Origin of the sequence: Algoriphagus algorifonticola (genome assembly GCF_007655305.1) — a bacterium.
GTDB lineage: Bacteria > Bacteroidota > Bacteroidia > Cytophagales > Cyclobacteriaceae > Algoriphagus > Algoriphagus algorifonticola.
This window is the reverse complement of the sequence record NZ_VLOG01000034.1, coordinates 27,300-53,872: the sequence shown is the minus strand read 5'-3', so window position 1 is coordinate 53,872 and position 26,573 is coordinate 27,300. Positions and strand designations below refer to the sequence as shown.

Annotated in this window: 25 protein-coding genes; 18 read left to right on the top strand and 7 right to left on the bottom strand. The window is 39.9% G+C overall.

Annotated elements, in window-relative coordinates:
- Positions 1-37: 37 nt before the first annotated feature.
- Complete coding sequence (locus tag FL972_RS07410) at positions 38-973, bottom strand: zinc dependent phospholipase C family protein (RefSeq protein WP_250161312.1); 936 nt, start codon at positions 971-973, stop codon at positions 38-40.
- A gap of 213 nt (positions 974-1,186) precedes the next feature.
- On the opposite strand from FL972_RS07410, the gene rpsT reads away from it, so the two are divergent.
- The 10 genes from rpsT to FL972_RS07360 all read left to right on the top strand — a co-directional run bounded on the left by rpsT (position 1,187) and on the right by FL972_RS07360 (position 9,971).
- Positions 1,187-1,441: a 30S ribosomal protein S20 gene (rpsT, locus tag FL972_RS07405; protein WP_144604410.1), complete on the top strand. Its 255-nt coding sequence runs from the start codon at positions 1,187-1,189 to the stop codon at positions 1,439-1,441.
- A 97-nt stretch (positions 1,442-1,538) separates the two neighbouring features.
- A complete protein-coding gene (gene radC / locus FL972_RS07400; RefSeq protein WP_144604408.1) occupies positions 1,539-2,234 on the top strand; it encodes a RadC family protein in 696 nt (231 codons plus the stop codon).
- Between the two features lie 178 nt (positions 2,235-2,412).
- Complete coding sequence (locus FL972_RS07395) at positions 2,413-3,030, top strand: DUF1684 domain-containing protein (RefSeq protein ID WP_144604406.1); 618 nt, start codon at positions 2,413-2,415, stop codon at positions 3,028-3,030.
- A 90-nt stretch (positions 3,031-3,120) separates the two neighbouring features.
- On the top strand, positions 3,121-3,312 hold the full coding sequence (locus tag FL972_RS07390; protein WP_144604405.1) for a hypothetical protein: 192 nt from the start codon (positions 3,121-3,123) through the stop codon (positions 3,310-3,312).
- A gap of 59 nt (positions 3,313-3,371) precedes the next feature.
- A complete protein-coding gene (locus FL972_RS07385; protein WP_144604404.1) occupies positions 3,372-4,409 on the top strand; it encodes a 6-bladed beta-propeller in 1,038 nt (345 codons plus the stop codon).
- Positions 4,410-4,533: 124 nt separating this feature from the next.
- Complete coding sequence (gene pheT / locus FL972_RS07380; protein WP_144604403.1) at positions 4,534-6,948, top strand: phenylalanine--tRNA ligase subunit beta; 2,415 nt, start codon at positions 4,534-4,536, stop codon at positions 6,946-6,948.
- Between the two features lie 4 nt (positions 6,949-6,952).
- On the top strand, positions 6,953-7,237 hold the full coding sequence (locus tag FL972_RS07375) for a hypothetical protein (protein WP_144604402.1): 285 nt from the start codon (positions 6,953-6,955) through the stop codon (positions 7,235-7,237).
- 1 nt (position 7,238) lies between these two features.
- Positions 7,239-7,523, top strand: a complete 285-nt coding sequence (locus FL972_RS07370; RefSeq protein WP_144604401.1) for a cell division protein ZapA — start codon at positions 7,239-7,241, stop codon at positions 7,521-7,523.
- Between the two features lie 73 nt (positions 7,524-7,596).
- Entirely contained in the window at positions 7,597-9,162 is a 1,566-nt protein-coding gene (gene rny / locus FL972_RS07365; RefSeq protein ID WP_144604400.1) for a ribonuclease Y, read from the top strand.
- A 32-nt stretch (positions 9,163-9,194) separates the two neighbouring features.
- On the top strand, positions 9,195-9,971 hold the full coding sequence (locus FL972_RS07360) for a zinc-dependent peptidase (RefSeq protein ID WP_250161311.1): 777 nt from the start codon (positions 9,195-9,197) through the stop codon (positions 9,969-9,971).
- Here FL972_RS07360 and FL972_RS07355 read toward each other — a convergent pair.
- Positions 9,951-11,369, bottom strand: coding sequence for a tagaturonate reductase (locus FL972_RS07355; RefSeq protein WP_144604399.1), 1,419 nt, complete (start codon positions 11,367-11,369; stop codon positions 9,951-9,953). The genes FL972_RS07360 and FL972_RS07355 overlap by 21 nt on opposite strands.
- A 25-nt stretch (positions 11,370-11,394) precedes the next feature.
- On the bottom strand, positions 11,395-13,041 hold the full coding sequence (locus FL972_RS07350) for a UxaA family hydrolase (RefSeq protein WP_144604398.1): 1,647 nt from the start codon (positions 13,039-13,041) through the stop codon (positions 11,395-11,397).
- Positions 13,042-13,182: 141 nt separating this feature from the next.
- Between FL972_RS07350 and FL972_RS07345 the strand changes: the two genes are divergently transcribed.
- The 3 genes from FL972_RS07345 to FL972_RS07335 are packed head-to-tail and all read left to right on the top strand — an operon-like array spanning position 13,183 to position 15,972.
- Positions 13,183-14,175, top strand: coding sequence for a TRAP transporter substrate-binding protein (locus FL972_RS07345; RefSeq protein WP_144604397.1), 993 nt, complete (start codon positions 13,183-13,185; stop codon positions 14,173-14,175).
- An 11-nt stretch (positions 14,176-14,186) separates the two neighbouring features.
- Positions 14,187-14,675: a TRAP transporter small permease gene (locus tag FL972_RS07340; RefSeq protein ID WP_144604396.1), complete on the top strand. Its 489-nt coding sequence runs from the start codon at positions 14,187-14,189 to the stop codon at positions 14,673-14,675.
- Between the two features lies 1 nt (position 14,676).
- Complete coding sequence (locus tag FL972_RS07335; protein ID WP_144604395.1) at positions 14,677-15,972, top strand: TRAP transporter large permease; 1,296 nt, start codon at positions 14,677-14,679, stop codon at positions 15,970-15,972.
- A gap of 5 nt (positions 15,973-15,977) precedes the next feature.
- Here FL972_RS07335 and FL972_RS07330 read toward each other — a convergent pair whose 3' ends face one another.
- On the bottom strand, positions 15,978-16,802 hold the full coding sequence (locus tag FL972_RS07330; protein WP_144604394.1) for a sugar phosphate isomerase/epimerase family protein: 825 nt from the start codon (positions 16,800-16,802) through the stop codon (positions 15,978-15,980).
- Positions 16,803-16,930: 128 nt separating this feature from the next.
- Here FL972_RS07330 and FL972_RS07325 point away from each other — a divergent pair, with 128 nt between their 5' ends.
- The 3 genes from FL972_RS07325 (at position 16,931) to FL972_RS07315 (ending at position 19,814) form a co-directional block, all read left to right on the top strand.
- Positions 16,931-17,971 (top strand): NHL repeat-containing protein, encoded by a 1,041-nt coding sequence (locus tag FL972_RS07325; RefSeq protein WP_144604393.1) that lies wholly within the window; start codon positions 16,931-16,933, stop codon positions 17,969-17,971.
- 42 nt (positions 17,972-18,013) lie between these two features.
- Positions 18,014-18,394 (top strand): VOC family protein, encoded by a 381-nt coding sequence (locus FL972_RS07320; protein WP_144604392.1) that lies wholly within the window; start codon positions 18,014-18,016, stop codon positions 18,392-18,394.
- Positions 18,395-18,518: 124 nt separating this feature from the next.
- On the top strand, positions 18,519-19,814 hold the full coding sequence (locus tag FL972_RS07315; protein WP_144604391.1) for an ATP-binding protein: 1,296 nt from the start codon (positions 18,519-18,521) through the stop codon (positions 19,812-19,814).
- Here FL972_RS07315 and FL972_RS07310 read toward each other — a convergent pair.
- Genes FL972_RS07310 through FL972_RS07300 form a run of 3 tightly spaced genes read right to left on the bottom strand, consistent with a single transcriptional unit; the run spans position 19,811 to position 22,480 of the window.
- Positions 19,811-20,371 (bottom strand): LutC/YkgG family protein, encoded by a 561-nt coding sequence (locus FL972_RS07310; RefSeq protein WP_144604390.1) that lies wholly within the window; start codon positions 20,369-20,371, stop codon positions 19,811-19,813. The genes FL972_RS07315 and FL972_RS07310 overlap by 4 nt on opposite strands.
- A complete protein-coding gene (locus tag FL972_RS07305) occupies positions 20,361-21,728 on the bottom strand; it encodes a lactate utilization protein B (protein WP_144604389.1) in 1,368 nt (455 codons plus the stop codon). The genes FL972_RS07310 and FL972_RS07305 overlap by 11 nt, the downstream gene beginning before the upstream one ends.
- Positions 21,725-22,480, bottom strand: coding sequence for a (Fe-S)-binding protein (locus FL972_RS07300; RefSeq protein ID WP_144604388.1), 756 nt, complete (start codon positions 22,478-22,480; stop codon positions 21,725-21,727). The genes FL972_RS07305 and FL972_RS07300 overlap by 4 nt, the downstream gene beginning before the upstream one ends.
- A 1,193-nt stretch (positions 22,481-23,673) precedes the next feature.
- Between FL972_RS07300 and FL972_RS07295 the strand changes: the two genes are divergently transcribed.
- Together FL972_RS07295 and FL972_RS07290 are read left to right on the top strand one after the other, a co-directional pair.
- Positions 23,674-25,377, top strand: coding sequence for a GMC oxidoreductase (locus FL972_RS07295; protein ID WP_144604387.1), 1,704 nt, complete (start codon positions 23,674-23,676; stop codon positions 25,375-25,377).
- A 188-nt stretch (positions 25,378-25,565) separates the two neighbouring features.
- Entirely contained in the window at positions 25,566-26,432 is an 867-nt protein-coding gene (locus FL972_RS07290) for a sugar phosphate isomerase/epimerase family protein (protein WP_144604386.1), read from the top strand.
- Positions 26,433-26,573 lie beyond the last annotated feature (141 nt).

Genomic DNA, 26,573 nt, shown 5'->3' with positions numbered 1-26,573 from the left:
GAAAAAGTTTCAGCTTTCATACTTTATCCTTCTGATTTCAATGCTCTCTAACCCTCAATTTCAGATCTGGATTGATTTCTTCCTCCTCCACCTCTACAGCTGGTAAGCTCTTCAGGTCTGGTTGCCCGGCATTGATCCAGGCGGTATACCAAAAATCAGCGATGGCTTTAATGCTTTTTTTCATCTGCCTCTGTACCATCCCGTCTAGTTTTTCAGCATAGGCTTCAGAAAATTCTTTAGAATAAACCCGTACGGTCAGATTATTCCGCTCCTCAAAACTGTACTTCCTATCCGAAGGGAACTCCCGGCTTAGCTCTTTTTCAAAAAGTAAGACTGAATCAACCTGGCTGTGTGTTTGGGCTACGATTTCCCAAATAGCATGCTGTGGTTTGGCTATATAATCTGCCTTACCCACCCAAAGACTGTAATCAGTTGCCTGTAATTCAGGAATCCGACTCTCCCAAAAGCCATGAATGCCTTCTTGCCCGGTTAATTGCCCATTGTAATTTTTTGTCGTGTGAAGCGGTACATGCAGATCCCCTATATAATGTCCCAGATCGGCAGAGATTCTGAGAATGGCTGAATGATTCCTTTCAGAAAATGCCTTAGTCAGATTTAAAAAAGTAAAATAGGCTGCCCAAGGTCCTATGCCATTGGCGCGCAAACTATCTTCCCCAAATTTTTCAACTGCCTCATTCCAATAAATTGGCAAAATAAAAAGTGCAGAATCTCCGTAATGGTCCAAATCTATGTAGTGCTTTTCCGCCTCACCTTTTACAGCGTACCTTCTGCGGTCAGGATTGACTGCTTTCTCCGTGATGAACTGAATATGAGGCTTATACAAAACCATCATCTCAGGAGGTAAAGAATATACCGCCATTCTGTTGATCAGGCTGTGTGCATAAAAGCCCCAGTAATTTGGGCTAAGTATGAAAAATGTCCCATAAAAAATGGAAAGGATAAAAATCTTCATACCTAAAATTAATCAGAATTTTCTAGGAGCAAAAGTTAAAAAATGCAGTATATTTGCACTTCGAAGCAGGTTTATTGTAGAATTTTCAATTCTGGAAAAACCATGCTAGCAAAGGATTGTTTGAATTTCCTTTGGCAGAATTAATTATTTACAATAACTTTGCACTCCAATTCGGTATAGGGGAACGTAAAAGAACTTTATTTAAATCAAGATATGGCAAATCACAAATCAGCTCTTAAGAGAATTCGTGCCAACGAAGCGAAGCGTTTGAGAAACAGATATCAGGCCAAGACCACCAGAACTTTCATCAAAAGACTGAAGGCTGCTACTGATAAGGTAGAAGCAATGGAGTTGTACCAGAAAGTCTCTTCTATGTTGGATAAATTGGCTAAGAAAAATGTGATTCACAAAAACAACGCAAACAACAAAAAATCAAGATTGGCTAAGTTCGTGAATGCTCTTGGTTAATACCTGATAAAAAATCTCTGAAAACCCTGCTTGTCGGGGTTTTTTTTATGCCTGAAAATCAATAGATTTAGTTTTCAAACTTTTTAATTGATCAGGTATGGAGAATTATACATCCCTCAAGATTTCTCAGTTGGCAGAAGAAGATAGGCCTAGAGAAAAACTTCTACTGAAAGGAAAATCCGCTTTAACTGATGCCGAGCTCATTGCTATTTTGATTGGTTCAGGTACGCCTTCAGTCAGTGCTGTCGACTTATCCAGGCATATTTTGGCTTCGGTCAACCATGACTTGGCGTCATTAGCTAGGCTGAGTATTCAGGATCTTAAAAAATTCAAAGGCATAGGAGAGGCCAAGGCTATCAGTATAGTCAGCGCCATGGAGCTAGGTAGAAGAAGAAAAGAAAACGAGCCACAGCGGAAAGTTAAAATTGGTAGTTCCCGCGATATCTATGAGCTTATGAAACCAGATTTATTGGATGAGCACGTAGAGCATTTTTATTTGGTTCTCCTTTCCCGCTCTAATCAAGTGATCAAAAAACATCTGATTTCCTCAGGAGGTACAGCGGGTACGGTCGTTGACGCAAAAATCATTTTCAAGGTGGCTTTGGAGCATCTCGCTCAATCGGTAATTTTGGTTCACAATCATCCCTCAGGTAGCCTTACTCCATCGGAGCAAGACAAAAGACTGACAGACCGATTGGTGAGAATAGGAAGAGATATGGATTTGCCCGTATTGGATCATTTGATTTTTACTGATTCAGGTTATTTCAGTTTTGCGGATGAAGGGATTCTTTAGGGTAAAGAATTAAGAGACGAGAGGCAAGAAGTGAGACACTCCAATTTGTAGTCTAGTAGAGATCTTACAGAGATTTGGTCAAATCCTGAAAAGGTTTCAGGATAGATTGTAATTTTGAGCAACATTTGAATTGTACTGCTGTTGGTAAAAGGGAGTGCAGGAAAATCGAAATAGATCCATGAAGACAAATCACATACTTCTCATCTTAGTATCCTTGGTAGTAATTGCTGCTGTAGCCTACATGTTAACCAGTGCAGAGAGCCCGGAAGCCTATCGGGAAAAAATTGAAACGGAAAGAGAACGTCAGTACAAGTTTATCCGATTCAATGTGGAATCCCCTTTGACAGAGGAGCATAAGAGTGATTTTAAGGAATTGAACTTTTATCCGATTGACCCTAATTATAAGGTCAAAGCAAGGCTAATTCCTGTGGAAAACAGAAAAGTAAGGGAAGTTCCGATGACAGATGGTTCGGTGGAGCGTTATATAGAACATTCCTATGCAGAATTTGAGTTGGGAGGAAAAACCAATCGGCTTTTACTCCTGCAGTCCGTCAGTGAATCTGATATGCGTAATTTCTTTTTGGCCTTTGCGGATGAAACCAGTGGAAGAGAAACCTACGGTGGAGGTCGCTATATCAATGCCCGTCAAGATGGGAAAAACTCCATTACCATTGATTTCAACCTAGCTTATAATCCTTATTGCGCATATAATCCGGATTATGCCTGCCCTTTGCCTCCCAAGGAAAATATTTTGAATATTTCCATCCAAGCAGGCGAGAAAAACTATAAGGATTAAATAAAAATTACAAATTTAATTTGGTTTTTCATTTTTTTTTTTTCTTGAACAGAACTTTAAATATTTTATTCATTCAAATTAAAATTTTCTATGAAAAAGCTATTAAGTCTTACTTTTGGATTGCTATTTTTATTTAGCATTCAAGCATTGCCCTGTGATGCAGAATTTGCATGTGCAGATGGTTCAAGGATTACTTGTGAAGGTAATTCAACTTGTCATGCTGGAATTGGTTATGTGTATTGTACAAATACGGATGGCACCTTCTCTTCTTCTGACTGTTAATAGAACTGATTAATTAAAAAGACTGGGGACCTTCCAGTCTTTTTCTTAACTTTATTCTGATGAGATTTATTTATTCTTTTTTTTTTATTTTATGTAGTTGTGGATTTGAAAAAGAATTCATTAAAAATGCAGAACCAGAATTAGTTGTCTTAAGTCCTCAGAAAGTTCTAGATGATTTTGGGGATGGAGTATTTTTCACAAGGGTTTCTATTAATGCAAATTCTGATAGAATATATGTTGTAAACCAAAATCCTGCTTCTTTATTCCTGTTAGACAAGGAATTCAATCTTTTAGAGATAGTTGAGGATCGTGGTGATGGACCAGGAAGCTTAATGAATCCTGTTCAAGTCCAATCCACCAAACACGGAATAATGGTTGAAGATAGAGGGAATAACAGGTTAAGTATATTTCATCCGCTTACTGGTGAATACATAGACCAAATCAAAATACCTGAACCCGTTGGGATTTGGAGATTTTTCTATGATGGTAGTAATATCATTTACTTTCCATTACGAGGATACAAAAGTGATTCTAATTCGGTATTGAAAATAAATTTAGCGGGAGAACCACTAGGTAAAATTGGAGCCAAGATGCCTCAATTTGAAAATGATTTTAATAGGCAATCAAGACTTATCCAACCATTTGAAAATGGAAATTTAATTCTTTTAGGAATTAATCTTCCGTATTTGGATATAGTCTCTAATGATGGAAACTTAATAAAGAGGCATAGGTTGGACTTATTTGAACCGATCAAACGAGCATTAGATTCCTTAGAAAACGACTTTAAAAAACCGGGGTATAAAAGAGGAGAAAAAGAAATAAAGCATATTTTAATTGATGCTCAATATACAGGAAAGCACTTATATGTTTCTTTCACAGATAGAATAGGGTTGGATAGATCAAATACTAGGCACTTACTTGAATTTAGTTTTGTTGAGGATGACTTGGTTTTGCACCGTATGTTTAGATTTGATACGGGCAGCCCTGATGATGATTTTCATCCTTTTACTTTTTTTATTGATAAAGAAGCAGATAAAATTTACACACAAGGTTTAATTACGCAAAATATCTACGTTTTTGATTTCCCTTCTTACTAAATCCAATTTGACTAGGAGGACATATTTGCAATGATTTTTTACTTTTGTGTATAATTTTGAAGGGGTTATTTTTAACCCCTTTTGTTTATCTGGTAAATTTGGTTTTACCGAAGCCCATAAATCCATGAGAATTTCAATCAATCGATTAAAAAAATACATTGCTTTAACCCAATCACCGGAGGAAATTGCAGCACTTTTAACCCAGTCCGGATTGGAAGTAGAAGGGATCGAAGAGTTTGTATCCATCCCCGGTGGTCTTGAAGGGATTGTGATTGGAGAGGTACTGACTTGTATCAAGCATCCAGATGCTGATAAACTGAGTTTGACCACTGTGGATATCGGAGCGAATGAACCCTCGCAGATCGTTTGTGGAGCTCCCAATGTAGCAGCTGGACAGAAAGTGTTGGTTGCCACTGTAGGCGCCACACTTTACCCAACTGAAGGTGATGCATTCACCATCAAAAAGGCTAAAATCAGAGGTCAGGCTTCAGAAGGAATGATTTGCGCTGAAGATGAATTGGGAATAGGAAGTAGCCATGCAGGGATTATGGTCTTAGATACGGACTTGCCCAACGGTACACCTGCATCTCAAATCATCCCTGTCACCCATGACCATATTCTTGAAATAGGGCTTACACCCAATAGAGCCGATGCGGCCTCTCACCTGGGAGTTGCCAGAGATCTGAAAGCGCTTTTAGGCAAAGAATTATGCATTGACTCCAGCCCTGAAATCAAAAAGGAGGCTGAAGGACCAAAAATTTCTGTCAACGTAGAAAATTCAACAAATTGTCCGCGCTATGCCGGTGTTACCATCACAGATTTGAAAGTAGGTCCTTCTCCTCAATGGCTACAGGATTTCTTGCGTTCTTTGGATTTGGAACCCATTAATAATGTGGTCGATATCACCAATTACATCCTTCATGATTTGGGACAGCCCCTTCATGCCTTTGATGCAGCTCAGATTTCTGAGGGGAAAGTGATTGTCAAAAAGCTTCCTAAGGATAGCAAATTTGTGACTTTGGATGAAAAAGAGCGTAAACTTTCCGGAGAGGAATTGATGATTTGTGATTCAAAAGGGGGGATGTGTATTGCTGGAATTTTTGGAGGAATTGGTTCAGGCGTAACAGAAAATACGACTTCCATTTTCTTGGAATCCGCTTATTTTTCACCGGATGTGATCCGAAAGGGAGCTCAATATCATGGCTTAAAAACGGATGCTTCTTTCCGCTTTGAAAGAGGAACTGATCCCAATATGCCGGTTTATGCATTGAAGCAGGCGGTTAAATTATTGCAGGAAATCGCAGGAGGAAAAGTAGCTTCTGACATCATAGATATCTATCCACAGCCAGTTGCAGATTTTGAAATAGACGTAGAATATGGTCATATCAATCGTCTGATTGGTAAAAAAATAGCTCCAACTGAGGTGAAGTCTATTTTGGAGTCTTTGGAAATCCAAGTAGAAAATGAAACTGAGCAGGGATTCAAGGCCATTGTGAAGCCGTATCGCGTGGATGTTACCCGTGAGGCAGATATCATTGAGGAGATTTTGCGAATCTATGGTTTCCAGCAAGTAGCGCTTTCAGAAAATTTACGAACAGATTATTTGGCTGAGCATCCTGCTAAAGATCTAAATAAGCTGCAATACCGGTTATCTGAAATTCTTTCGGGTCAAGGATATTTTGAGATTATTACTAATAGTTTGACCAAGCCTTCTTATGCCGAGAAGTCTGGATTCTTGGATGCTTCCCAAAATGTGGAAATCTATAATAAGCTGAGTGAGGACTTAGGTGTCATGCGCCAAACCCTGCTTTTTAGTGGTTTGGAAGTATTATCCCATAACATTAATAGGAGGCAGACAGATATCAAGATTTTTGAATTTGGCACTGTTTATCAAAAAGGTGAAACTGGCTACGAGGAAGGCAAGCGATTGGCAATTTTCCATACCGGAAACAAATCTGCTGAAAGTTGGCTGGAAGAGGCCAAGCCTTTTGGTTTTGCGGATGTTTACAGCACCGTTGAGCGAATTTTGGAGAAACTAGGAATCCAGGTCGGTGATGTTTCCATGATCGAGTCTCAGCCCTTCACTTATGGGCTTCGCCTGATGTTGGGTCAAAAAGAGTTGGGTATAATCGGCCTGGTAGATGAAAAAATGCTCAAATTAGCCGAGGTAAGACAGGAGGTCTGGTTTGCCGAATTGAATTGGGACTTGATCTGTAAGAAAGCAAGTGGTCTGAAGCGATATCAGGAAATCTCCAAATTCCCAGAAGTAAGGAGAGATTTATCTTTGGTGATCGATAAAACCGTGAATTATGATCAGGTAAAATCTGTAGCTTTAAAGGCGGGAGGAAAATTATTGCAGCGAATTGGCGTTTTTGATGTCTACCAGGGGGATAAGATTGAGTCTGGTAAAAAGGCTTATGCATTGAGTTTTTACCTGCAGGATCAGGAAAATACACTAACGGATAAGGTTATTGATAAAACAATGAGTAAATTGATTCAAGCCTTTCAAAATGAGGTGGGAGCTGTAATACGAAGCTGACAAAATGATTCACGAGGAACTGCAAAAACTGGAAAAACTGGCCCATCAAGCGGGGCAGCGATTGCAACTGCTTTCGGAAGAAAATGCACAGTTGAAACAAAAATTAGCGGAAGTATCCGCTACTTTGGAAGAAAAAGTGCAGGAAATCGATCATTTTAAAAATAAAATTAAAATTAGTAACATTGTGGACAACCGACCGGTGAATCCCGAGGATTCGGCCGAAATGAGTGACTTAATCAATAATTATATACAAGAGATCGATCAGTTGATCACCTACTTATCCGAGTGATATGGAGACACTTGCCATACGTATTAAAATCGGGGATAGAGAATATCCCATGAGAGTGAAGGTTGAGGATGAAGCAAAAATCCGACATGCCGGCAAGTTGATTAATGAAAAATTGAGAAAATATAAAGCAGAATTTGGTTTGGATGATAATCAAGACCTCTTGGCCATGGTGGCCTTTGACTGTATGGTGGAATCTTTAGAAACCAACGAGGTCAATGCAGAGGACAGTGAACATATCCGTAGCAGTATAGCAAACATCAATTCCCTGCTTTCTAAAGTTGTATAGTTGTTGAATTTCCACTGATTTTCCGAGTTTTTTAGGATTACCCGCAGGTTCAATTTATATATCCAAAATACCTATGGGAGAAGTTTTATATATCATCCTGGCCGGCCTGGTAGGTCTGGGAGCAGGAGCCGCGCTAGCGGGAGTATTTATCAAAAATAAACACAAACAATTAGAGGAGGAGACTAAAGACAAAGTCAAATCCATGTTGCGTGAAGCAGAAATTTCTGCAGAATCTCTGAAAAAAGATAAGATGCTTGAAGCCAAAGAGCATTATCTCAAATTGAAGTCTGAGTTTGATGAGGAGATGTCCAATAAAAAGAGCATCATCATCACCAACGAAAACAAGGTCAAGCAAAGAGAGCAGCATTTGGCAAAGGAGTTGGAGCAATTGAAGCGAAAAGAAGCTGAATTGGACTCCAAAAAAGAAAACCTCAATGCACAGCTTCATGCGGTGCAAGTGAAAAAGGAGGACCTTGATCGAATTACGAATCAGCGAATTGCCGACTTGGAGAAAATCGCAGGATTAACAAGGGAAGAGGCAAGAGAGCAGTTGGTGAAAATGCTGACTGAAGAAGCTCAGACCAAAGCTTCCTCTCAAATCAAAGATATTTTGGATGAAGCCAAATTATCGGCAACCAAGCAGGCTAAAAAGATTGTATTGGATACTATTCAGCGAACTGCTACCGAGCATGCTGTGGAAAACTGTGTGTCTGTTTTCAACATAGAGAGCGATGATATCAAAGGTAAAATCATCGGTAGAGAAGGTCGAAATATCCGAGCATTAGAATCTGCCACAGGAGTAGAAATAGTAGTAGATGATACTCCAGAGGCCATCATTATTTCCGGATTTGATCCGGTTAGAAGAGAGATAGCAAGACTTTCTTTACATAGATTGGTGCAGGATGGACGTATTCACCCCGCCCGAATCGAAGAAGTAGTGGCCAAAACAGAGAAAAACATCGATGAGGAAATCGTTGAGATCGGGGAAAGAACCTGTATAGATTTGGGAATTCACGGTTTGCATCCAGAGTTGATTAGGATGGTGGGAAGAATGAGATTCCGTTCTTCTTATGGTCAGAATTTATTACAGCACTCCAGAGAAGTGGCGAATTTGTCTTCGATTATGGCTGCTGAATTGGGCTTGAATGCCAAGCTTGCCAAGAGGGCTGGTTTGCTCCATGATATTGGAAAAGTATGGCCGGAAGAACAGGAGTTGCCTCATGCTGTTTTGGGAATGGAGTTGGCCAAGCGCTACAAAGAACATCCGGAAGTTTGTAATGCAATCGGAGCTCACCACGATGAAGTTGAAATGACTTCCATGATTTCACCGATTATTCAGGCTTGTGATGCGATCTCAGGTTCCAGACCTGGAGCCAGAAGAGAGATCATGGATAGTTATATCAAGAGACTGAAGGAATTGGAAGAATTAGCTTTGAGTTTCAATGGTGTAAATAAATGCTTTGCCATGCAGGCAGGTAGAGAATTGAGGGTTTTGGTCGATGCAGATAATGTAGATGATCAAACTGCGGGTCAGCTATCTTTCGATATTTCCCAAAAAATAGAGAAAGAGATGCAGTATCCCGGACAGATAAAGATTACTGTGATCAGGGAAATGAGAGCAGTGAATTACGCTAGATAATACAATCTATATAATGGCAACCGGGAAACTGGTTGCCTTTTTTTATCATGTTAGGTCCACGCTTTTTTATTTTTATTTCGGAAGTCCTCAGGCAGGTTTGGATCCTTACTTTTCATTATCGTCTGAGCCAAGAGGACAAGGAGACTCTTGATAAATATTTCCCCTATTATTCCAATCTAAAACCGGCTCATCAAAAAGAGTTTAGGCATAAATTACAACTGATTTTAACCCAGAAAAGGTTTTTCGCCAGAGGAGGCTTAGATAGAGTGAGCGCTGAGATGAAAGTCCTTATCGGAGCTACTATTGTGCAAGTGACTTTTGGCTACAGAAATGTTTGGCTCAAGCATTTCAACAAGATTCTGATTTATCCCAATACCTATTTTTCCAATATTTCAAAAACTTATCACAGGGGAGAGGTCAATCCAAGACATGGAATTATTGTGCTCTCCTGGGAATGTTTTGTAAGAGGGCTTGCATTGGACCATGATGGCGTAAATCTGGGAATTCATGAAATCGCTCATGCTTTAAAATTGGAAAATCAAATCCAGTACAATGGGGAGAGTAATTTTTTTAATCCCAAACTTTGGCAAGAGTATTCGGAGCTGGCGTCTGAGGAAAAAGAATTATTGAAAAGAGGTGAAGATGACTTTTTTAGAGAAAGGGGAGCCGTAGATCATCACGAGTTCTTTGCAGTTGCCTTGGAAAATTTCTTTGAAAGGCCTGACGAATTTAAGTCCAGAAAGCCTGAATTGTATCAGGTTTTGGTGATGTTACTGCAGCAAGATCCTCTAACCCTCAGAGCTGTTTAACTCTGATTCTAGCTTCTTAAGGGCTTGTAATAGGGTTTCTGCCAAACCAGGAAGTAAAGATAAATCCTGTCTCCATAGATTTTGGTTTTGAAGAATGGTATGAATGGATTCGGATCTATTTTCCAAATTCCAAGACCTTACGAAGAACTCAAGAATTCCCGGATTATCCTTAAGCGGAAGGGTTTTTCCCTGATTATCTCCTTTATAGAAAAGGATTAATGCTGCAAAAGCAAAAAGCAGCTGCTCGGGCCATTTTTGGAATTTATTATGGTATTCTAAAATACTGGTAAGAACCCTTATACGAAATTTTGAAATGCTGTTTAATGCAATGCTTTCGAGCTGATGATCTAAAAATGGATTCTCAAATCGCTCTAAAATTGCTTTAGCATATGTTTTTAACTCAGATTCTTCCAAGTCCATACTAGGGACAATTTCCTGGAAAATCAGTTCTCTGATCCACTGACCTATTCGCTCATCGTTTATCGATTCTCTGACGGTTCTACAGCCCGATAAATAAGCAAAAGGAACTATAGCGGTATGAGCTCCATTGAGTATTCTGACTTTTCTTAATCGATAAGGGGAGATGTCTTTGACGAATTTTACATTCAAACCAGCCTTCTCCCAGCCGAGTTGATTTTTTAATTTCTCTGCTCCCTCGATGGCTAGAAAATAATAGGGTTCTGCCTGAACGAGCAACTGATCCTCAAAGCCAATTTTCTGCTGAATTTCAATAGCTTTATTCTTAGGATATCCAGGTACTATTCTATCTACCAAAGTATTACAGAAAATACAATAAGAATCCAGCCATTGGGTAAAAGCGTCCGACAATCCCCACAGTTTAGCATATTTAAGGACACAGGATTTTAATAAATCCCCATTATTTTCAAGTAATTCCAGCGGGATAATTCCAAGAGGCTTATCTGTTTTTTCAAATACCTGAAATCTTCTATATAATAAGGCGGTGAGTTTGCCTGGGAATGTATTTGGAATGGATGTAAAATCAGAATCATTGGGATCAAACTCGATTCCTGCTTCTGTGGTGTTTGAAAAAATGAATTCTAAATCTAGATTTTCAGCTAGCTGCAAAAAGGCATCATAAGAATCAATAATGGAAGAGTAGTTTTGGACACAGGAAATGAGGCTGTATTGTTGTATTTTTTTCTGCTCATAAATCCCCATTTCTGCAACATGAAATAAGCAGTTCTGCTCTAGCATTCTTTGGTCAACTGCGGGGGAATGGATTTGCACAATATGAATCCCTCCCTTGAAGTATCCCTGATCTATCGTTTTTTGAACCATCCAATCCAGAAAACCCCGGATAAAGTTTCCATTTCCAAATTGGAGAATTTTAATTGGGAATGACTGAGTTGTTATTTGGCTTCGATTGAGTGGCTTCATGACTTTATGCTAATCCTAAAAGCGATTAAAGAGAAACTCCTCTTTTCCAAGGAATAAAATCATCCTGCTCCAAGAGCATGGCTTTCGAATCTATTTTTCCACTCGCCACCTCAATTACTTTTTCTAAAATCTCTTCTCCCATCTCTTGTATGCTTTTTTCTCCGGAAATAATAAAACCGGTATTGATGTCAATTATGTCTGGCATCCGCTTGGCTAGCTGATGATTGCTGGATATTTTTAAAACAGGACAAATTGGGTTGCCAGTGGGCGTTCCCAGCCCCGTCGTAAATAAAATTACATTGCTCCCAGCTCCAGCCAAGGCAGTCGTGGATTCCACGTCATTTCCCGGAGTACAAAGCAAGTTGAGTCCGGCTTTTCTCGCATATTCTCCATAATCCAATACGTCCGTGACAGGGGAAGTTCCGCCTTTTTTTGCAGCTCCGGCAGATTTGATTGCATCGGTGATCAATCCGTCCTTGATATTTCCCGGTGAGGGGTTCATATCAAAACCCGAGCCTACTGCTTCAGCTCTGGAAGCATAGGCTTTCATCAGGAGGGAAAACTTTTTTGCCTTTTCCTCACTCACACAGCGATTAATCAATTCCTGCTCTACGCCACAAAGTTCAGGAAACTCTGCGAGCATAGTTTTTCCTCCTAAAGCAACCAACAGATCTGAAGCATATCCTACTGCTGGATTGGCTGAGATGCCGGAAAATCCGTCTGAACCTCCGCATTCTAATCCCATGGTAAGCCTGCTCAGAGGGGCAGGTTTTCTTTCTGCTTGATTAGCTTTGACCAAAGCCTTGAAAGTTTCTTTGATGGCTTCTGTTAAGAGCTCTTGCTCAGTACCAGATTTTTGTTGCTCGAAAACCAAAACCGCCTTATCAAATGATGGGTTAATGGTAGCTAGTTTTTGTTGAAGTATTTCCACTTGGGCGTTTTGGCAACCCAAACTCAATACGGTAGCACCTGCCACATTGGGGTTATTGATATATCCTGCTAATAATGCACAGAGAGATTCAGAATCCTGACGGGTTCCTCCACATCCACCCTGATGAGTCAAAAATTTAATTCCATCTATATTTTCAAACAGTTTGGGCGCCCGTTTTTCAGAAACGGAACCCGCTTGTAATCTATCCAATTCCTCTATATTTCCTTTTTTGAAAGAATCAGCCATTGCCCTAACCAATTGCTTGTAAGGATTACTTTTCGCAAATCCCAATTCTTCAGCAAAGGCTTCTCGGATAGTTTCTACATTTCTATTTTCACAAAAAACCAGAGGGATTACCAGCCAATAATTTCTAGTGCCGACCTGACCGCCTGAACGGTGATAGCCCATGAATAGCCGATTTTCAAAACGGCTGATATCGGGTTTTTTCCATTCATATGCTGAAGGGTTGATTTCAAAATCTGCAGCTTGATGTTTGATGTTTTCGGTGCTCAAAAGACCTCCGGCGGGAATTGCCCGTGTAGCTTTTCCTACCAATAGCCCATACATGATTACTTCCTGATTTTTTTCAAAAGGCTGAATTGTCAATTTATGTTTGGCTGGAATATCCTCTTTGACAGTCAATTCAAAATCTCCCATAAAAACCGATTCCCCTGCTGAAAGATCTTGCAAGGCTACTAAAACATTATCATTGGGGTTGATTTGAAGGGTTTTTGGATTCATGTAGGCCTAATTCTTTTGATAGAAAACCTAATTTAAGCAATGTCAGGTTAGGAGTTTTGGATTTTACCAAAATCGATTCCGTAATTCTTTGAGTATTTGACCTTGGAAAAACTTATACTTGTTAGATAAGAAGCTGATGCTATGCAATACCCCAAAAAACCAAGCTACTTTTTCTTACTTATTTGTATCTGTCTTTTTACTCTTTCCTGTCAAGGGCCTCAGAGTAAAAAAATCATTAAGATGGGACATGCTTTGGTCCCATCCCATCCTGTGCATGAAGCGATGCTTTTTTTAGCTCAAAGACTGGAGGAAAAATCCAATGGACAAATTATCGTCAAAGTATATCCTAATCAACAATTGGGTACCGAGCGGGAATTAGTCGAGCTTTTGCAAATTGGAAGTTTAGGGATGACCAAAGTTTCGTCAGCTGCTTTAGAAGGATTTGCTCCTACCATGAAAGTTTTGGGGATGCCTTATCTTTTTAGAGATGATGAGCATTTGAATAAAGTATTGAAAGGAGAAATCGGAAAGCAATTACTGCAAGACCCGGAAGAGTTTTGGCTTCGGGGCCTGTGTTATTATGATGCGGGGAAAAGAAGTTTTTATACCAAAGAAAAGCCAGTAGAAAGTCCTGAAGACCTGAGTGGATTGAAGGTTCGAGTAATGGAAAGCGCAGTTGCTTCCAATATGGTAAAAAGTATGGGAGGCTCTCCAACTCCTGTAGCGTATGGAGAATTATACACGGCTTTGCAGCAGGGGATCGTGGATGGGGCTGAAAATAATCCGCCTAGTTTGTACACTTCCAAGCATTACGAGGTCTGTAAATTCTACAGCATAGATGAGCATACTGCTTTGCCAGATGTAGTCATTGTCAGTACCAAGGTTTGGAATAGTCTGACAGAGCAAGAGCAGCAATGGCTTCAGGAGGCTGCGGATGAGTCGGCCGAACTTCAATATAAAATCTGGGCAGAGGCCACCGAGGAGTCTTTGAATGAATTAAAAAAGGCCGGAGTTCAGATTTCTTATCCGGATAAAGGGCCTTTCAGGGAGGCTGTTTCCTCCATGTATGAAGACTTGAAAGTTCAGTCTCCGGACATTTACCAGTTGGTTCAGGCAATTCGAGCAATTCAATAAACCCAAAATTGATGTCCCTAACTTCTATAAAAAATAAAATAGATCGATTTGTAGCCATTATCTTGGTTATTCTGATGGCTTTGATGGTTATTAATGTTTCATGGCAGGTAGCATCACGCTATATTTTTCAAAACCCAAGTGCCTTTACGGATGAACTAGCCAGATATATGTTGATATGGGTGGGGATGCTTGGGGCAGCTTATGTGGCCGGAAAAGATGAACATTTGGCGATTGATTTGATTCAGGCAAAACTGAGTTCTAAAAATCAACTCTTTGTAAAAATAATCATCCATGCTTGCGTCATGCTTTTTGCAATAGTAGCAATGGTGATCGGAGGGACCAATTTGGTTTACATTACCTTTACTTTAGATCAAACCTCCGCTGCCTTGGAATTACCCTTGGCCTATGTCTACATCATAATTCCTCTCAGCGGTCTTTTGGTGATTTTTTATCAAGCGGAAAGTATCATGAAGTTGTCATCAAATCTTAAAACCGCCTAATATGGAAACTTTAAGCATTTTAGTATTGGTGGTTTCTTTTCTGGTCTTTTTAGGTTTAGGTGTACCTGTTGCCTGGAGTTTGGGATTATCCAGTTTATTGACATTGATGGTGACTGTGGCGACAGTTCCTGCCTGGACCACTATTGCCCAGCGTATGGGAACTGGTTTGGATAGTTTTTCCCTTTTAGCTATTCCTTTTTTCATTTTGGCAGGTGAATTAATGAACCGAGGAGGTATTGCCAATAGGCTGATTGAGTTTGCCAAAGCACTGACTGGTCGGCTACCGGGAGGTCTACTTCATGTGAATGTCATAGCAGCAATGCTGATGGGAGCTATCGCGGGTTCAGCAGTGGCAGCTGCATCTTCTATGGGAGGGATTTTAGGGAAAAGAATGGAAAAGGAGGGATATCCCAAAGAGCTGGGGGCTGCTGTAAATATCACCTCTTCCACCACAGGTCTGATTATTCCGCCTTCTAATGTCTTAATTGTATATTCTTTGGCTTCGGGAGGTGTTTCAGTAGCGGCTCTTTTTGTGGCCGGATATTTACCGGGTTTATTGGTGGGGCTATTGCTAATGATCACAGCAGCTGTTATGGTGAAAATCAAAAAGCTGCCCTCAGGTGAGCGGTCTAGTATGGCTTTGTTATTCAAAACTTTCTGGCGTGCAATCCCTAGTTTATTTCTATTGATTGTAGTCATAGGAGGGATTATCGCGGGAGTATTTACTGCTACAGAGGCATCCGCAATCGCAGTTTTATATGCTTTAGGACTTTCTTTGATTTACAGAGAGCTAAAAGTAAAAGAGTTGCCTTCTGTATTGCTGAAATCAGCCGAAACTACTGCCGTTGTAATGCTGTTGATTGCAACTTCTATGGCTATGTCTTGGGTAATGTCTGCGGAAGAAATTCCTCAAAATATCTCGAATTCGCTCCTTTCTTTAAGCGATAATATCTTCGTGATTTTGATCATGATTAATCTGATCTTGCTATTTATAGGTGTATTTATGGACATGACTCCAGCTGTATTGATCTTCACTCCGATATTCTTACCTGTTGTCACTGCATTGGGAGTAGATCCAGTTCATTTTGGGATAATGATGGTATTGAATCTTTGCATAGGTTTATGCACTCCACCTGTAGGCTCCATATTATTCATAGGAGTGGGAGTTGCCCAAACGAGCATTCAGAAAGTTCTAAAGCCCTTATTGCCATTCTTTTTTGCAATGATTTTAGCCCTGATTTTGATTATGCTGTTTCCTGAGATTTCACTGTGGTTGCCAAGATTATTCGGAGTATAAGTAAATTACTTTTCGAGTTGCTTCTTGATGAATGTTACAGATTGAGGGATTTGTTCTACTGATCTGCTACTCTCATCTTCAATGACCAAATACTTTGTGCCTTGCTTTTTGGCTTCTTTGATGATGCCTGCAATGTCAATATCTCCAGTGCCTAAGACAACATTGGTTTCCACATCTCCATGTCCGTCCATAGATCCTGGAGTACCTGTTTTTCGATCCTTCAAGTGAAGGAGAGGGAATTTTCCCTTGTATTTTTTCATAATTTTCAGCGGATCTCCACCACCCATTTTCACCCAAAACACATCCATGTTGAAAGCGAAATTTTCAGCATTTTTCCACATGTAATCCATTACCACTCCATTTCCAGCTTTGGCGAATTCGTATCCGTGGGGATGATAGAGAAAAGTCAGTCCTTGTTCTTTCAACTCTAAACCTACTTGGTTAAATAACGCAGTGGCCAATTTGATTTCATCCAGAGAAATGGGACCTTCTTCATGAGGAATCCAGTAGCAGGTCACATACTTAGCACCATAAAGCTTGGCTTGTGCAATGATGGGATTTAGATCTCTTGCCAGCTGATTGAAATCAGCCCCAACTCCAACTATGTCCAGCTCATTTTCTTCTAATAGTTTCAAGTATTCAAATTCGGACATTTCATGCCTGCCTAATCCTTCTAGTGCAGAGATTCCCCAGTCAGCAATCATTTGATGATACTTTTCCGGGTCTTGAGGAATTTGATTTCTGAGGGAATAGAGTTGTAATGCAATTTCCTGTGCATTCATTTGAAATGAAAAAAAAGCGAGAATAAAACTTAAAATGAGCCTTTTCATGGTTTGATCATGTTTGGGATATCTAAATTTATTTAATTTTTCGGCGCCAAACTATTGATAATCTGATTCTCTGAATGTTGATTTTTCATCTTCCCTGCATTTTCCTAACTTGAAGTAAATCAGCACCTATGAATTCCAGAAGAAGATTTATCCAAAATTCCTCCCTGATCACTTTAGCTATGAGCCTTAAACCTGACTTTTCATTATTTGCAGCACAAGATCAAATCTTAGGTCATGGAGATTTCACCTACAAAGTAGATATGAAATGGGGTAATTTAGACCCTACTAAAGTTCCCGTGGTCAACTGTCATGAGATGGTCATGGACAGAAAAGGCAGGATGATTCTTTTGACAGATGAGCCTAAAAATAATGTAATCATTTATGATCAAGATGGAAAACTGTTGGAAACCTGGACTCTGGGTTTGAATGCAGCTCATGGATTGACTTTGGTAGATGAGGGAGACACCGAGTATTTATGGGTCGTTGATAATGGTGGGAGAGTTGTCAAAACTACTCTGAGTGGTGTGGTGGTTTCAGAAATCCCTATGCCCGCTAAAGAGGGTATTTATGATGAAAAAATGAGATGGACACCTACAGAGACAGCGGTCGCTCCCAATGGAGATTTATACATTGCCGATGGCTATGGTTCTCAATACTTTTTACAATATGATAAAGCGGGAAATTTCATTCGAAAATTTGGAGGGGATGGACATGGAGATGCGCAGTTTAAGACCGCTCATGGGGTAGCGGTAGATAAGCGTGGAGGCAAGGAACCTTCCCTGATCTGTACCTCAAGAGGACATAATTCTTTTAAGAGATTTACCATGGATGGGGAATATTTAGAAACCATCTTTTTACCAGGTGCTTTCGTATGCCGCCCTGTAATTCATGGTGAAAATCTGTATGCAGGTGTCTGTTGGTCGAGGCTGAAATACTTAGAGCAAATGGATAATTCAGGATTTGTGACAATTCTGGATAAGGATAATCAAGTAGTATCAAATCCCGGCGGAACAGCTCCAGAGTACCGAAATGGGGAACTTCAACTGATGGTTCAATCAGATCCAATTTTCAAACATTGCCATGATGTCTGTATTGATCAGGATGAAAATATCTATGTGTGTCAATGGAATGCTGGAAAGACCTATCCCATTAAACTTACGAGAGTATAGAAAGAGTAGTGAAACAATTTATAAAATTATAACCCCAAAACTATGAAGACTGTCACTGTAGGATGGTTTGAGATTCCGGTCAATGATATGGATCGAGCCATCAAATTTTACGAGTCTGTATTTGACTGCAAGCTAAACAAGCAAATCATGGGAGATTTTCAAATGGCCTGGTTTCCTTGGGATGAAACGGGAAAAGGAGCAGGAGGAAGCTTAGTATATCATGAGCATTTTTATGAGACTAGTGGGCATGCAGGGGCTTTGATCTATTTTTCATCGGAAGATTGTCAGATAGAATTGGGAAAAGTAGAGGCTGCAGGAGGAAAAATACAAATTGACAAACGCATGATTTCGGAGGACGTAGGCTATATGGGAGTGTTTTTAGATACAGAAGGAAATAGGGTGGCGATTCATTCAAGAGCGTGATTTAACTTTTTTGCTTCATTATCAATTTTTAGCATTTTAAATACAAGTTATTGTACGGTATTGCGAATTCTTTTTTTATTTTTAGTTTTATTTGCTTTTTTAATGCTGTCGACGAGATTTTGATATGAGTGTGTTAGAGTACCTGGATAAATCTGGAAATCTAGAAGAACTCCAAAATAAAATAGCTTTAGTTTTTGCTGCCTTTGCTGGCATACTAATGATTTTTTTGGGCATTTCTGATTATTTTGTTGGATTGAGTGCCTTTATAATTAGCCTCAAGTTAATCTTGGCGATCCCCTTCTTTATAGGCTATTGGTATATGAAGAAGTTTGGGAAGTACCAGCTAATCCTAAACTTGATGATAGGAGCAGGGGTAATGGTAATCATATTCAATTATTTTGAAAATGATGGATTTGATGGTCCGACGCTTTATACCTTTTTTATTTTTATCGTTGCCATAGCAATTTTGATAAAAGGAACTTGGAAGGCCCTTTGGTTATTTTTGGTCACTCTCACATTTGGCCTGTTGTTTTATTTGGAGGTTTATGGGTACTATTCCGTCCCTAGGGTATATACAAGTTTGGAAAACCGATTTTGGGATCATTGGATCACTTTAATTTGGTGCGGGCTATTTGTATATGCTGGGGTGATGGTATTTATCAAGAATTTTCAGAGACAAAATATCTTTTTAAATCAGCTTCGGGAAGAGAATGAAATAAATCTGGAAAAGCTATCAGATGTCAATCAGAAAAAAAATCAACTGATAGCTCTATTGTCTCATGATTTGAAAAACCCCATTGCAACTTTGAGTTCAACCATGGAAATGGTTGACCGGGGTGAATTTGATGATGACGATATGAAGCAAATTTTTTCAGAGCTAAAAAATCAAAGCTTTCATCTCAACAAGGTTCTTAATAATACCTTGTCTTGGGTTATGACTGAATTAGATGATCGAAATTTCGACCTTAAGAAGGTAGATCCCAAGGATTTGATGGAAGAAATCAGAGATACTATGTTGATACAAGCTCAGAGAAAGAATCAACGTATTTCGCTTAAGATAGACGGCGAAACTGAGGAATTTGATTTAGAAGAAAATGAGATTAAAATCATTTTAAAAAATCTTTTGGATAATGCTTTAAAATTCTCCCAATCTGATTCCACCATCGAACTTTCTTTGAAAGTGGCCCCTAACATGTTGAGGTGGGAGGTTCAAAATGAAGGCCCTGTCATTCCGGAAAAACTTCGGGATGAACTTTTCGAATTCAAGGTAAAAACATCCTATGGAACTAATCGCGAAAAAGGAACAGGATTAGGTCTTCCATTGTGTAAAAAAATTGCTGACAAGCTAGAAATGAAGTTGGGATTTGAAGCAGATGGAGCTTCCAGAAATATCTTTTTTCTGGAAAGGAATTTGGTTTAAACTAATACAACTCTCAGGCTTTTCGCGCCGTGAGCTCCTATTACGAGTGATTGTTCTATATCCGCTGTTTTCGAAGGTCCTGCTATAAATAAACCAAAGCTGTAGGTTTGATTTGAGGTTTTAATGTAGGCCTGATGCATGGTAGGTACAATTTCATTTTTTGGAATCACAATTACCAAATGCTCTGTAATAAATGGAATGGCTCGAAATGGAACTTGATCATTAGTGATCCAGATTGCTCCATTTTCCCCTACGCCAAATTGACCGTCGATTATTGCAACTTGAAGTTGGTCTAGCTCGTGAGCATCTTCAATCTTAGTATAAGAAGTGTTTACATTTATGAGTTGTGAGAAACTCAAAGTATTCTGAAAACCGGATTCAGAAATCCACGACATAAGTTTTTCCTGAGAAATAACCTCCCCTTTATTTGCTTCAATTGATGCTTTAAATTCCTCTTCAGTGTTTAAGGAATTTTTAAATTCAGGAATTGTAGGAAGTTCGGTTTGGTCCAGCCTGAGATGCCGGATTTTTTCGAGAATTTCTTGTTTACTGCTCATCCTTCCTGTGATTTAAATACCAATTTCTAAAAGATTCCTGAGGAGCTTTTGGTAGCTTTCTTCCTTTTCCCCAAACATTCCAGGGATTATATAATAAGGAGTCGGGTAAGTTAATAATGAGTTTACGCATCAGAAATCCCGATATCCTGTAGGCTAGTGGGCTTTTGAAAATACCACTGGCTAATTTCATGCTTAAGCTTTCCGCATAATTTGGATTGGCCTTGGTGATTTCTTGTCTCCATTCATAGAGTTGTTCGTGAATATTGATTTTTACCGGGCATACATCCGTACAACTGCCACAAAGCGTTGAGGCAAAAGGAAGCGAGCTGTATTTTTTCAAATCCAATCCAGGAGAAAGTATGGAGCCTATTGGGCCTGGAACAGTACTTTGATAGCTGAAACCTCCGCTTCTTCTATAAATTGGGCAGGTATTCATGCAAGCTCCGCAACGAATGCATTTCAGGGAGTTTCTGAATTTTTCTCTCCCTAATTGTTCTGTTCTGCCATTGTCCACCAAGATTAAATGAATTTGCTTTCCCTTTTCTGGGCCTCTGAAGTGAGAAGTATAATTGGTGATGGCTTGTCCCGTGGCAGATCGAGCCAGCAATCTCAAAAACACTCCTAAATCATTTCTCCGGGGAATTAATTTTTCAATACCCATACAGGCAATGTGAACGTCTGCCAAATGTACCCCCATGTCAGCATTTCCTTCGTTGGTGCAAACGACAAATTCGCCTGTTTCTGCTATCCCAAAATTGACTCCAGTGATAGCAACTTTGGCCTTTAGAAATTTCTCTCTTAAATGATTTCTTGCAGCTTGGGTTAAATAATATGGATCTTCGTTTCCCTTTTCAGTTTGGAGTTTTTGGTGAAAGAGTTCGGAAATATCTCTTTTCTTTAAATGGATGGCCGGCAATACAATATGACTGGGTGGTTGATGAAGAAACTGCACAATCCTTTCCCCTAGATCGGTGTCGATTACCTCAATCCCATTTTTCTCCAGAAATGGGTTGAGATGGCACTCCTCAGTGAGAATTGATTTGCTCTTTACCACCTGAGCGCAAGACTGCTTTTTTAAAATATCTAAGACGAATTGATTATGCTCTTGGGCATCTTTTGCCCAATGAACTTGAATTCCATTTTTCGTGGCATTGGCTTCAAACTCCAGAAGAAGATGGTCCAAATTCGAAAGCACATGTTCTTTGATAGAAGAAGCTAGTGTTCTTAGATTTTCCCATTCCGGCACTTTTTGACTGGCCAAGTCCCTTTTTTCCCGGATCATCCACAAGGTCTCATCATGCCATTTGGCATGCTCCTCATTTTTGAGGAAATCAGTCGATGCTATTGAATGGCTCATGAGATTATTTGGTTGATTATTTCAGCCAAGTGCATAACAGGAAGAGAGCTTTGATTTTTATCCTCTATGGCTTGTAAATGCATCAGGCAGGACATGTCGGTGGCTGTGAGAATTTCGGTACCTGCTTCATGATGATCGGTCAGTCTATCTTTACCCATAGAAAGCGAGATTGCTTCTTCTTTTACAGAAAAGGTTCCGCCAAAGCCACAGCATTCATCACTTCTTTGAAGTTGGGACCACTCTAGCCCTTCCACTTTTTCAAAGAGGCTTTTCACTTTATCGAAAGGTGCTGTATTGACCTCACTGGATTTTGAGAGTCCCAAACCTCTTAAAGCATGACAGGATGCATGGTAACCAACCTTATGACTGAAAGTACCCTGGATCTCTAGACTAAGGATATCATGGAGAAATTCAGTGAGTTCAAATATTTTTGAATCCAGCAGAGATTGAAGTTCTGGGTCATGCAATATTTTGGGATATCGTTCCTTGACATGGTGAACGCAGCTTCCAGAGGGAGAGACAATAAAATCAAACTGAAGAAAAGAGCTGAGAAAATGCTGGCAGGCATCTTTGGTATCCCTTTCATATCCTGAATTAGCCAAAGGCTGTCCGCAGCATGTTTGGTTAAGTGGATAGGATACGTTACAGTTAAGCTTTTCTAAAATTTCAAGCGTTGCCTTACCTACCTGAGGGTAAAATTGATCCACATAGCAAGGAATAAAAAGTCCTACATGAGGTTTTGTTTGTGCCATATTGAAAGTTAATCTTCCCTAATCAAAATCACTAGAAACAGATGATTTTGTTCTATCATCGGTCAAAATCGACTCTGAATTGCATGGCCTTTTGTAAGAAAATAGGAGGGGAATAAACTGAGTTTAGCCCGGTTTATTATTGTGTAAAATAATATTTGGCAAATAGCGCTAATAAAAAGGATGAAATTTATAAAAATGTGCATAAGTTTCAAATTTATGTTGATAAACCGATTATTTGCCTTAATAAATATGGGGATAAATTGTGGGAAAATAATCCGGTAAATAATAGGAATTCCTCTGATTTTCAGCCAATTTTAATAAACCAAGTAAGAGATAAATAATCGGGGATACGACCCCGGATTCTAGTTTGAAATTTTGAGATCGGGCGCGAAGGGGCAATCACCAACGGGTGAAAGTCTGAGACGGAAAACCGCAGAAGTGCCAAAAACGATATGTTGAAGTCTACGAAGTTTCTGAACTTTAAGACTAACCATTGCATAAAGGATCGAGCGCGCAAGTGATCGGTTGAAAGAGGCAACTCCAGAAATGTGAACTTGGTGAATCAGCAAGCTGAGTTCTTCGGAATAAAGCAGTCGTGCACAAAGGAATAGCTGCTTAAATGCAGTTGTTTGAAACGGAAAACCGCAGAAGTGCAAAAACAGATCGGCCCAGGATGAAGAGCCTCAATAGTTCTTCGAAGCTTTTGGCATGAATGGTTTCTCCTGCGAGGGAGACTCTGAGACAGGTTACTGCAGAAGTGCATTACAGAAGTATTCAAATGGGACAAATCTTTTCGAAGATGATTCAATCTTAGAATTTTGAACCGGGCAACTGGTGATAGTTAGTAACTGTAGCTTGGCATAGTTCAGGGATTACGATTTCTGAGTTATGAAACGGGAGGTAATTGAAAAATTGCTTCCCGTTTTTGTTTTTAATCCTCTTGAGAGTTCTTTTTATTTGCATCCATTTTTTAAAAAGTTCTATTTAAGTGCATAAAGGAAGCATTAATGAAAGCTTTTGGCTTAGGTCTCCCATTCCATTTATCAAAGGAAAATTGGCTTGCCGCTCTAGGTGAGATAATCTTCTTTCTTTTTATTTTATTTAAAGCAATTTACTACCTTTTATACGCTATTGCCTGGTAGATTTCAGTACTAATTGGTTTTTTCAGCCAAATAATATCCAACTCAATTAACATGTCAAACCTAAACCTAAAAGCCAAGCAGCAAAACTCCTATGATGCAATCGTCATCGGTTCCGGAGCAAGTGGAGGATGGGCGGCCAAAGAACTCTGCGAGAAAGGACTCAAAACCCTAGTGCTAGAGCGGGGAAGAATGGTTCGCCATATAGAAGATTATCCTACAGCCTCCAAAGCCCCCTGGGAATTTGAGTTTAGAGGAACTGTTCCCATAGAAAAAAGATCAGGAGTAGGAGCTGCCCGCTGGGGAAGGGAAGAGACCATGCATTGGGCTTTGGCCGAGGACGAACAGCCTTATATAGAGGAGAAGCCCTTTCGTTGGTTTAGAGGATATCATGTGGGAGGAAAGTCCCTGCTTTGGGCTAGAGGGACTCAGCGATGGTCTGACTATGATTTGGAAGGTCCAGCAAGAGATGGTTATGCTGTTGATTGGCCTATTAGATATCAAGATTTAGAGCCATGGTATAGCTATGTAGAAAAGTTTGTTGGTTTTGCAGGGAGTCGCGATGGCTTGCCGGAATTGCCAGATCAAATTGTACAGCCTGGGTTTGAACTGAGTTGCATAGAGAAGTACTACGCTGAGCAGTTGAAAAGTATCTATGGTAACCGTCATTTGATTCAGGGTAGATGTGCGCATTTGACCGATCCTCAGGAGATTCATAAACAGCAGGGAAGGAATAAGTGCCAGCATCAAAATATGTGTAATAGAGGCTGTGTCTATGGAGGATATTTCTCTGCGAATGCATCCACCTTGCCTTGGGCAGAAAAAACAGGTAACCTCACTATTCGGCCTGATGCCGTGGTGGAATCGATTCTTTATGATGAAGAGAAGGGCAAAGCTATCGGTGTAAGAATAATTGACCGGGAGACAAAGGAGGCCATGGAGTTTTACTCCAAAATTATCTTTGTCAATGCGTCGACCATTAACTCCAATGCCATTCTACTAAATTCCAAATCCAATCGCTTTCCTAATGGACTGGGAAATGACAATGGTTTGCTAGGCAAATTCATGGCATGTCATAATTATAGGGGGAAAGGCTTTGCCACTTTCGAAGGATTTCAAGATAAAGCCACCGAAGGCAAACACCCAGGTCATGCCTATGTTCCCAGATTCAGAAATGTATTTAAGCAGGATACGGACTTTTTGAGAGGATATGCTATTGGAATGGCAGGGGGTAGAGCTATGACTTCCGATACAGATGTGATCGGTCATCAGTTAAGAGATAATCTATTGAACCAAGAACATGGACTTTGGACCATGGCAGCATGGATGCAGGGGGAAATGATTCCTGTAGAAAGCAATCATATGCGCTTAAGCGATACCGAAACTGATAAGTATGGAATTCCTAAAATTGTCATGTCTGTGGAGTGGACCGAAAATGATGATAAAATGACACAGGATTTCTTAGAACAGCAAACAGAGATGTTTGAGCGTATGGGCTTTACCAATATTGCCGTTTCTGACTCCCAGGCACCTCCAGGATCAGATATCCACGAAATGGGAGGAGTTAGAATGGGGAAAGATCCTAAGACCTCCTTACTGAACAAACATAATCAGTTGCATGCCTGCCCAAATGTCTTTGTGACAGATGGTGCCTGCATGACCAGCACCAGTACTCAGAATCCTACATTGATGTTTATGACTTTAACTGCCAGAGCGGCTAACTATGCTGTGGATGAGTTGAAAAAAATGAATTTGTAATCCGTAGAAAATTCAAATCTTGAATTGAGCATAGAATCATTTCACGATTGAGTATTAGCTCTGAAAGCCTCAAAATAACCCAAAATCTCAACCTAAGTCCTATGAAATGCCCATGAAGAAAAATCTCATACAGAGGGATGATTATCCTGGGCATTCCATCTGACCTCTAAAAAACAAATTATAAACAGATGAAAAATATTATAAGCTTGTTGTTCCTTGCTATGGCTTGGAATTTAATTCCTACGAAGGTATCTGCTCAAAAGAAAGGTGATCCCCTGTTTCAAGTTCCCTTGGGTATAGCTTCTTATACTTTTCGGAACCAATGGAAAAACGGTGTGCCCGAGACTTTGGATATCATTCAGAGTATGGGATTTAAAGAGTATGAAGGCGGAGCTCCTCAAGGGGTCGATCTTGCAGATTTCAAGAAGATGTTGGCCGATAGAGGAATTAGCATTCCTTCTACTGGAATTGGCTTTGAAGCTTTGGAGTCGGACCCTCAAGCAGTCGCAGATAAGGCAAAGGAATTAGGTGCCAAATATGTAATGTGTGCATGGATTCCCCATAAAAGAGGAGCTTTTTCCAAAGAAGATGCTGACAGAGCCATCAAAGCTTTTAATGAAGGGGGGAAAGTGCTTAAAGAGAATGGGATCACATTTAAATATCATGTACATGGTTATGAATTTCAGCCTTATGGAAAAGGAACTCTTTTCGATTATTTGGTTGAAAATACTAATCCAGCATATGTCTCTCTTCAAATGGATGTGATGTGGACGCATTTCGGTGGAGGAGATCCTGTTGCTCTTTTGAAAAAATATGGAGACCGATGGGTTTCTCTGCACTTAAAAGACTTCCGAAAAGGAGCTCCCAAAGATATGACTGGTTTGACGGGCCCTGAAAATGATGTCCCTTTAGGTACCGGTGAGTTGGATATTCCAGGTATTCTAAGAGAATCTAATAAGATTGGGATCAAGCACATGTTCATTGAGGATGAAAGCGAAAAAGAACTCCAAAACCTGCCAAAAAGTATTCAGTATTTGAGAGGACTTACTTATTGAAATTGGTGCAGAGGGCAGGTTGGGCCAGTTTAGCCCACCTGCATATCCCCTGACTTTGAGTGTAATTAACCGAATTAAGCAATAAAAGCTCTGTTCGTTTCTACGCTGGTCAAACCAAAAGGTTAGGGATTTCTTATAAAA

Coding starts and splice junctions, on each gene's coding strand:
- FL972_RS07345 (WP_144604397.1), top strand. CDS start 13,183: ATGCAATACCCCAAAAAACCAAGCTACTTTTTCTTACTTATTTGTATC.
- FL972_RS07305 (WP_144604389.1), bottom strand. CDS start 21,728: ATGAGCCATTCAATAGCATCGACTGATTTCCTCAAAAATGAGGAGCAT.
- pheT (WP_144604403.1), top strand. CDS start 4,534: ATGAGAATTTCAATCAATCGATTAAAAAAATACATTGCTTTAACCCAA.
- rny (WP_144604400.1), top strand. CDS start 7,597: ATGGGAGAAGTTTTATATATCATCCTGGCCGGCCTGGTAGGTCTGGGA.
- FL972_RS07310 (WP_144604390.1), bottom strand. CDS start 20,371: ATGAGCAGTAAACAAGAAATTCTCGAAAAAATCCGGCATCTCAGGCTG.
- FL972_RS07335 (WP_144604395.1), top strand. CDS start 14,677: ATGGAAACTTTAAGCATTTTAGTATTGGTGGTTTCTTTTCTGGTCTTT.
- FL972_RS07350 (WP_144604398.1), bottom strand. CDS start 13,041: ATGAATCCAAAAACCCTTCAAATCAACCCCAATGATAATGTTTTAGTA.
- FL972_RS07325 (WP_144604393.1), top strand. CDS start 16,931: ATGAATTCCAGAAGAAGATTTATCCAAAATTCCTCCCTGATCACTTTA.
- FL972_RS07300 (WP_144604388.1), bottom strand. CDS start 22,480: ATGGCACAAACAAAACCTCATGTAGGACTTTTTATTCCTTGCTATGTG.
- FL972_RS07340 (WP_144604396.1), top strand. CDS start 14,187: ATGTCCCTAACTTCTATAAAAAATAAAATAGATCGATTTGTAGCCATT.
- FL972_RS07390 (WP_144604405.1), top strand. CDS start 3,121: ATGAAAAAGCTATTAAGTCTTACTTTTGGATTGCTATTTTTATTTAGC.
- FL972_RS07385 (WP_144604404.1), top strand. CDS start 3,372: ATGAGATTTATTTATTCTTTTTTTTTTATTTTATGTAGTTGTGGATTT.
- rpsT (WP_144604410.1), top strand. CDS start 1,187: ATGGCAAATCACAAATCAGCTCTTAAGAGAATTCGTGCCAACGAAGCG.
- FL972_RS07375 (WP_144604402.1), top strand. CDS start 6,953: ATGATTCACGAGGAACTGCAAAAACTGGAAAAACTGGCCCATCAAGCG.
- FL972_RS07295 (WP_144604387.1), top strand. CDS start 23,674: ATGTCAAACCTAAACCTAAAAGCCAAGCAGCAAAACTCCTATGATGCA.
- FL972_RS07395 (WP_144604406.1), top strand. CDS start 2,413: ATGAAGACAAATCACATACTTCTCATCTTAGTATCCTTGGTAGTAATT.
- FL972_RS07315 (WP_144604391.1), top strand. CDS start 18,519: ATGAGTGTGTTAGAGTACCTGGATAAATCTGGAAATCTAGAAGAACTC.
- radC (WP_144604408.1), top strand. CDS start 1,539: ATGGAGAATTATACATCCCTCAAGATTTCTCAGTTGGCAGAAGAAGAT.
- FL972_RS07290 (WP_144604386.1), top strand. CDS start 25,566: ATGAAAAATATTATAAGCTTGTTGTTCCTTGCTATGGCTTGGAATTTA.
- FL972_RS07320 (WP_144604392.1), top strand. CDS start 18,014: ATGAAGACTGTCACTGTAGGATGGTTTGAGATTCCGGTCAATGATATG.
- FL972_RS07330 (WP_144604394.1), bottom strand. CDS start 16,802: ATGAAAAGGCTCATTTTAAGTTTTATTCTCGCTTTTTTTTCATTTCAA.
- FL972_RS07355 (WP_144604399.1), bottom strand. CDS start 11,369: ATGAAGCCACTCAATCGAAGCCAAATAACAACTCAGTCATTCCCAATT.
- FL972_RS07370 (WP_144604401.1), top strand. CDS start 7,239: ATGGAGACACTTGCCATACGTATTAAAATCGGGGATAGAGAATATCCC.
- FL972_RS07410 (WP_250161312.1), bottom strand. CDS start 973: ATGAAGATTTTTATCCTTTCCATTTTTTATGGGACATTTTTCATACTT.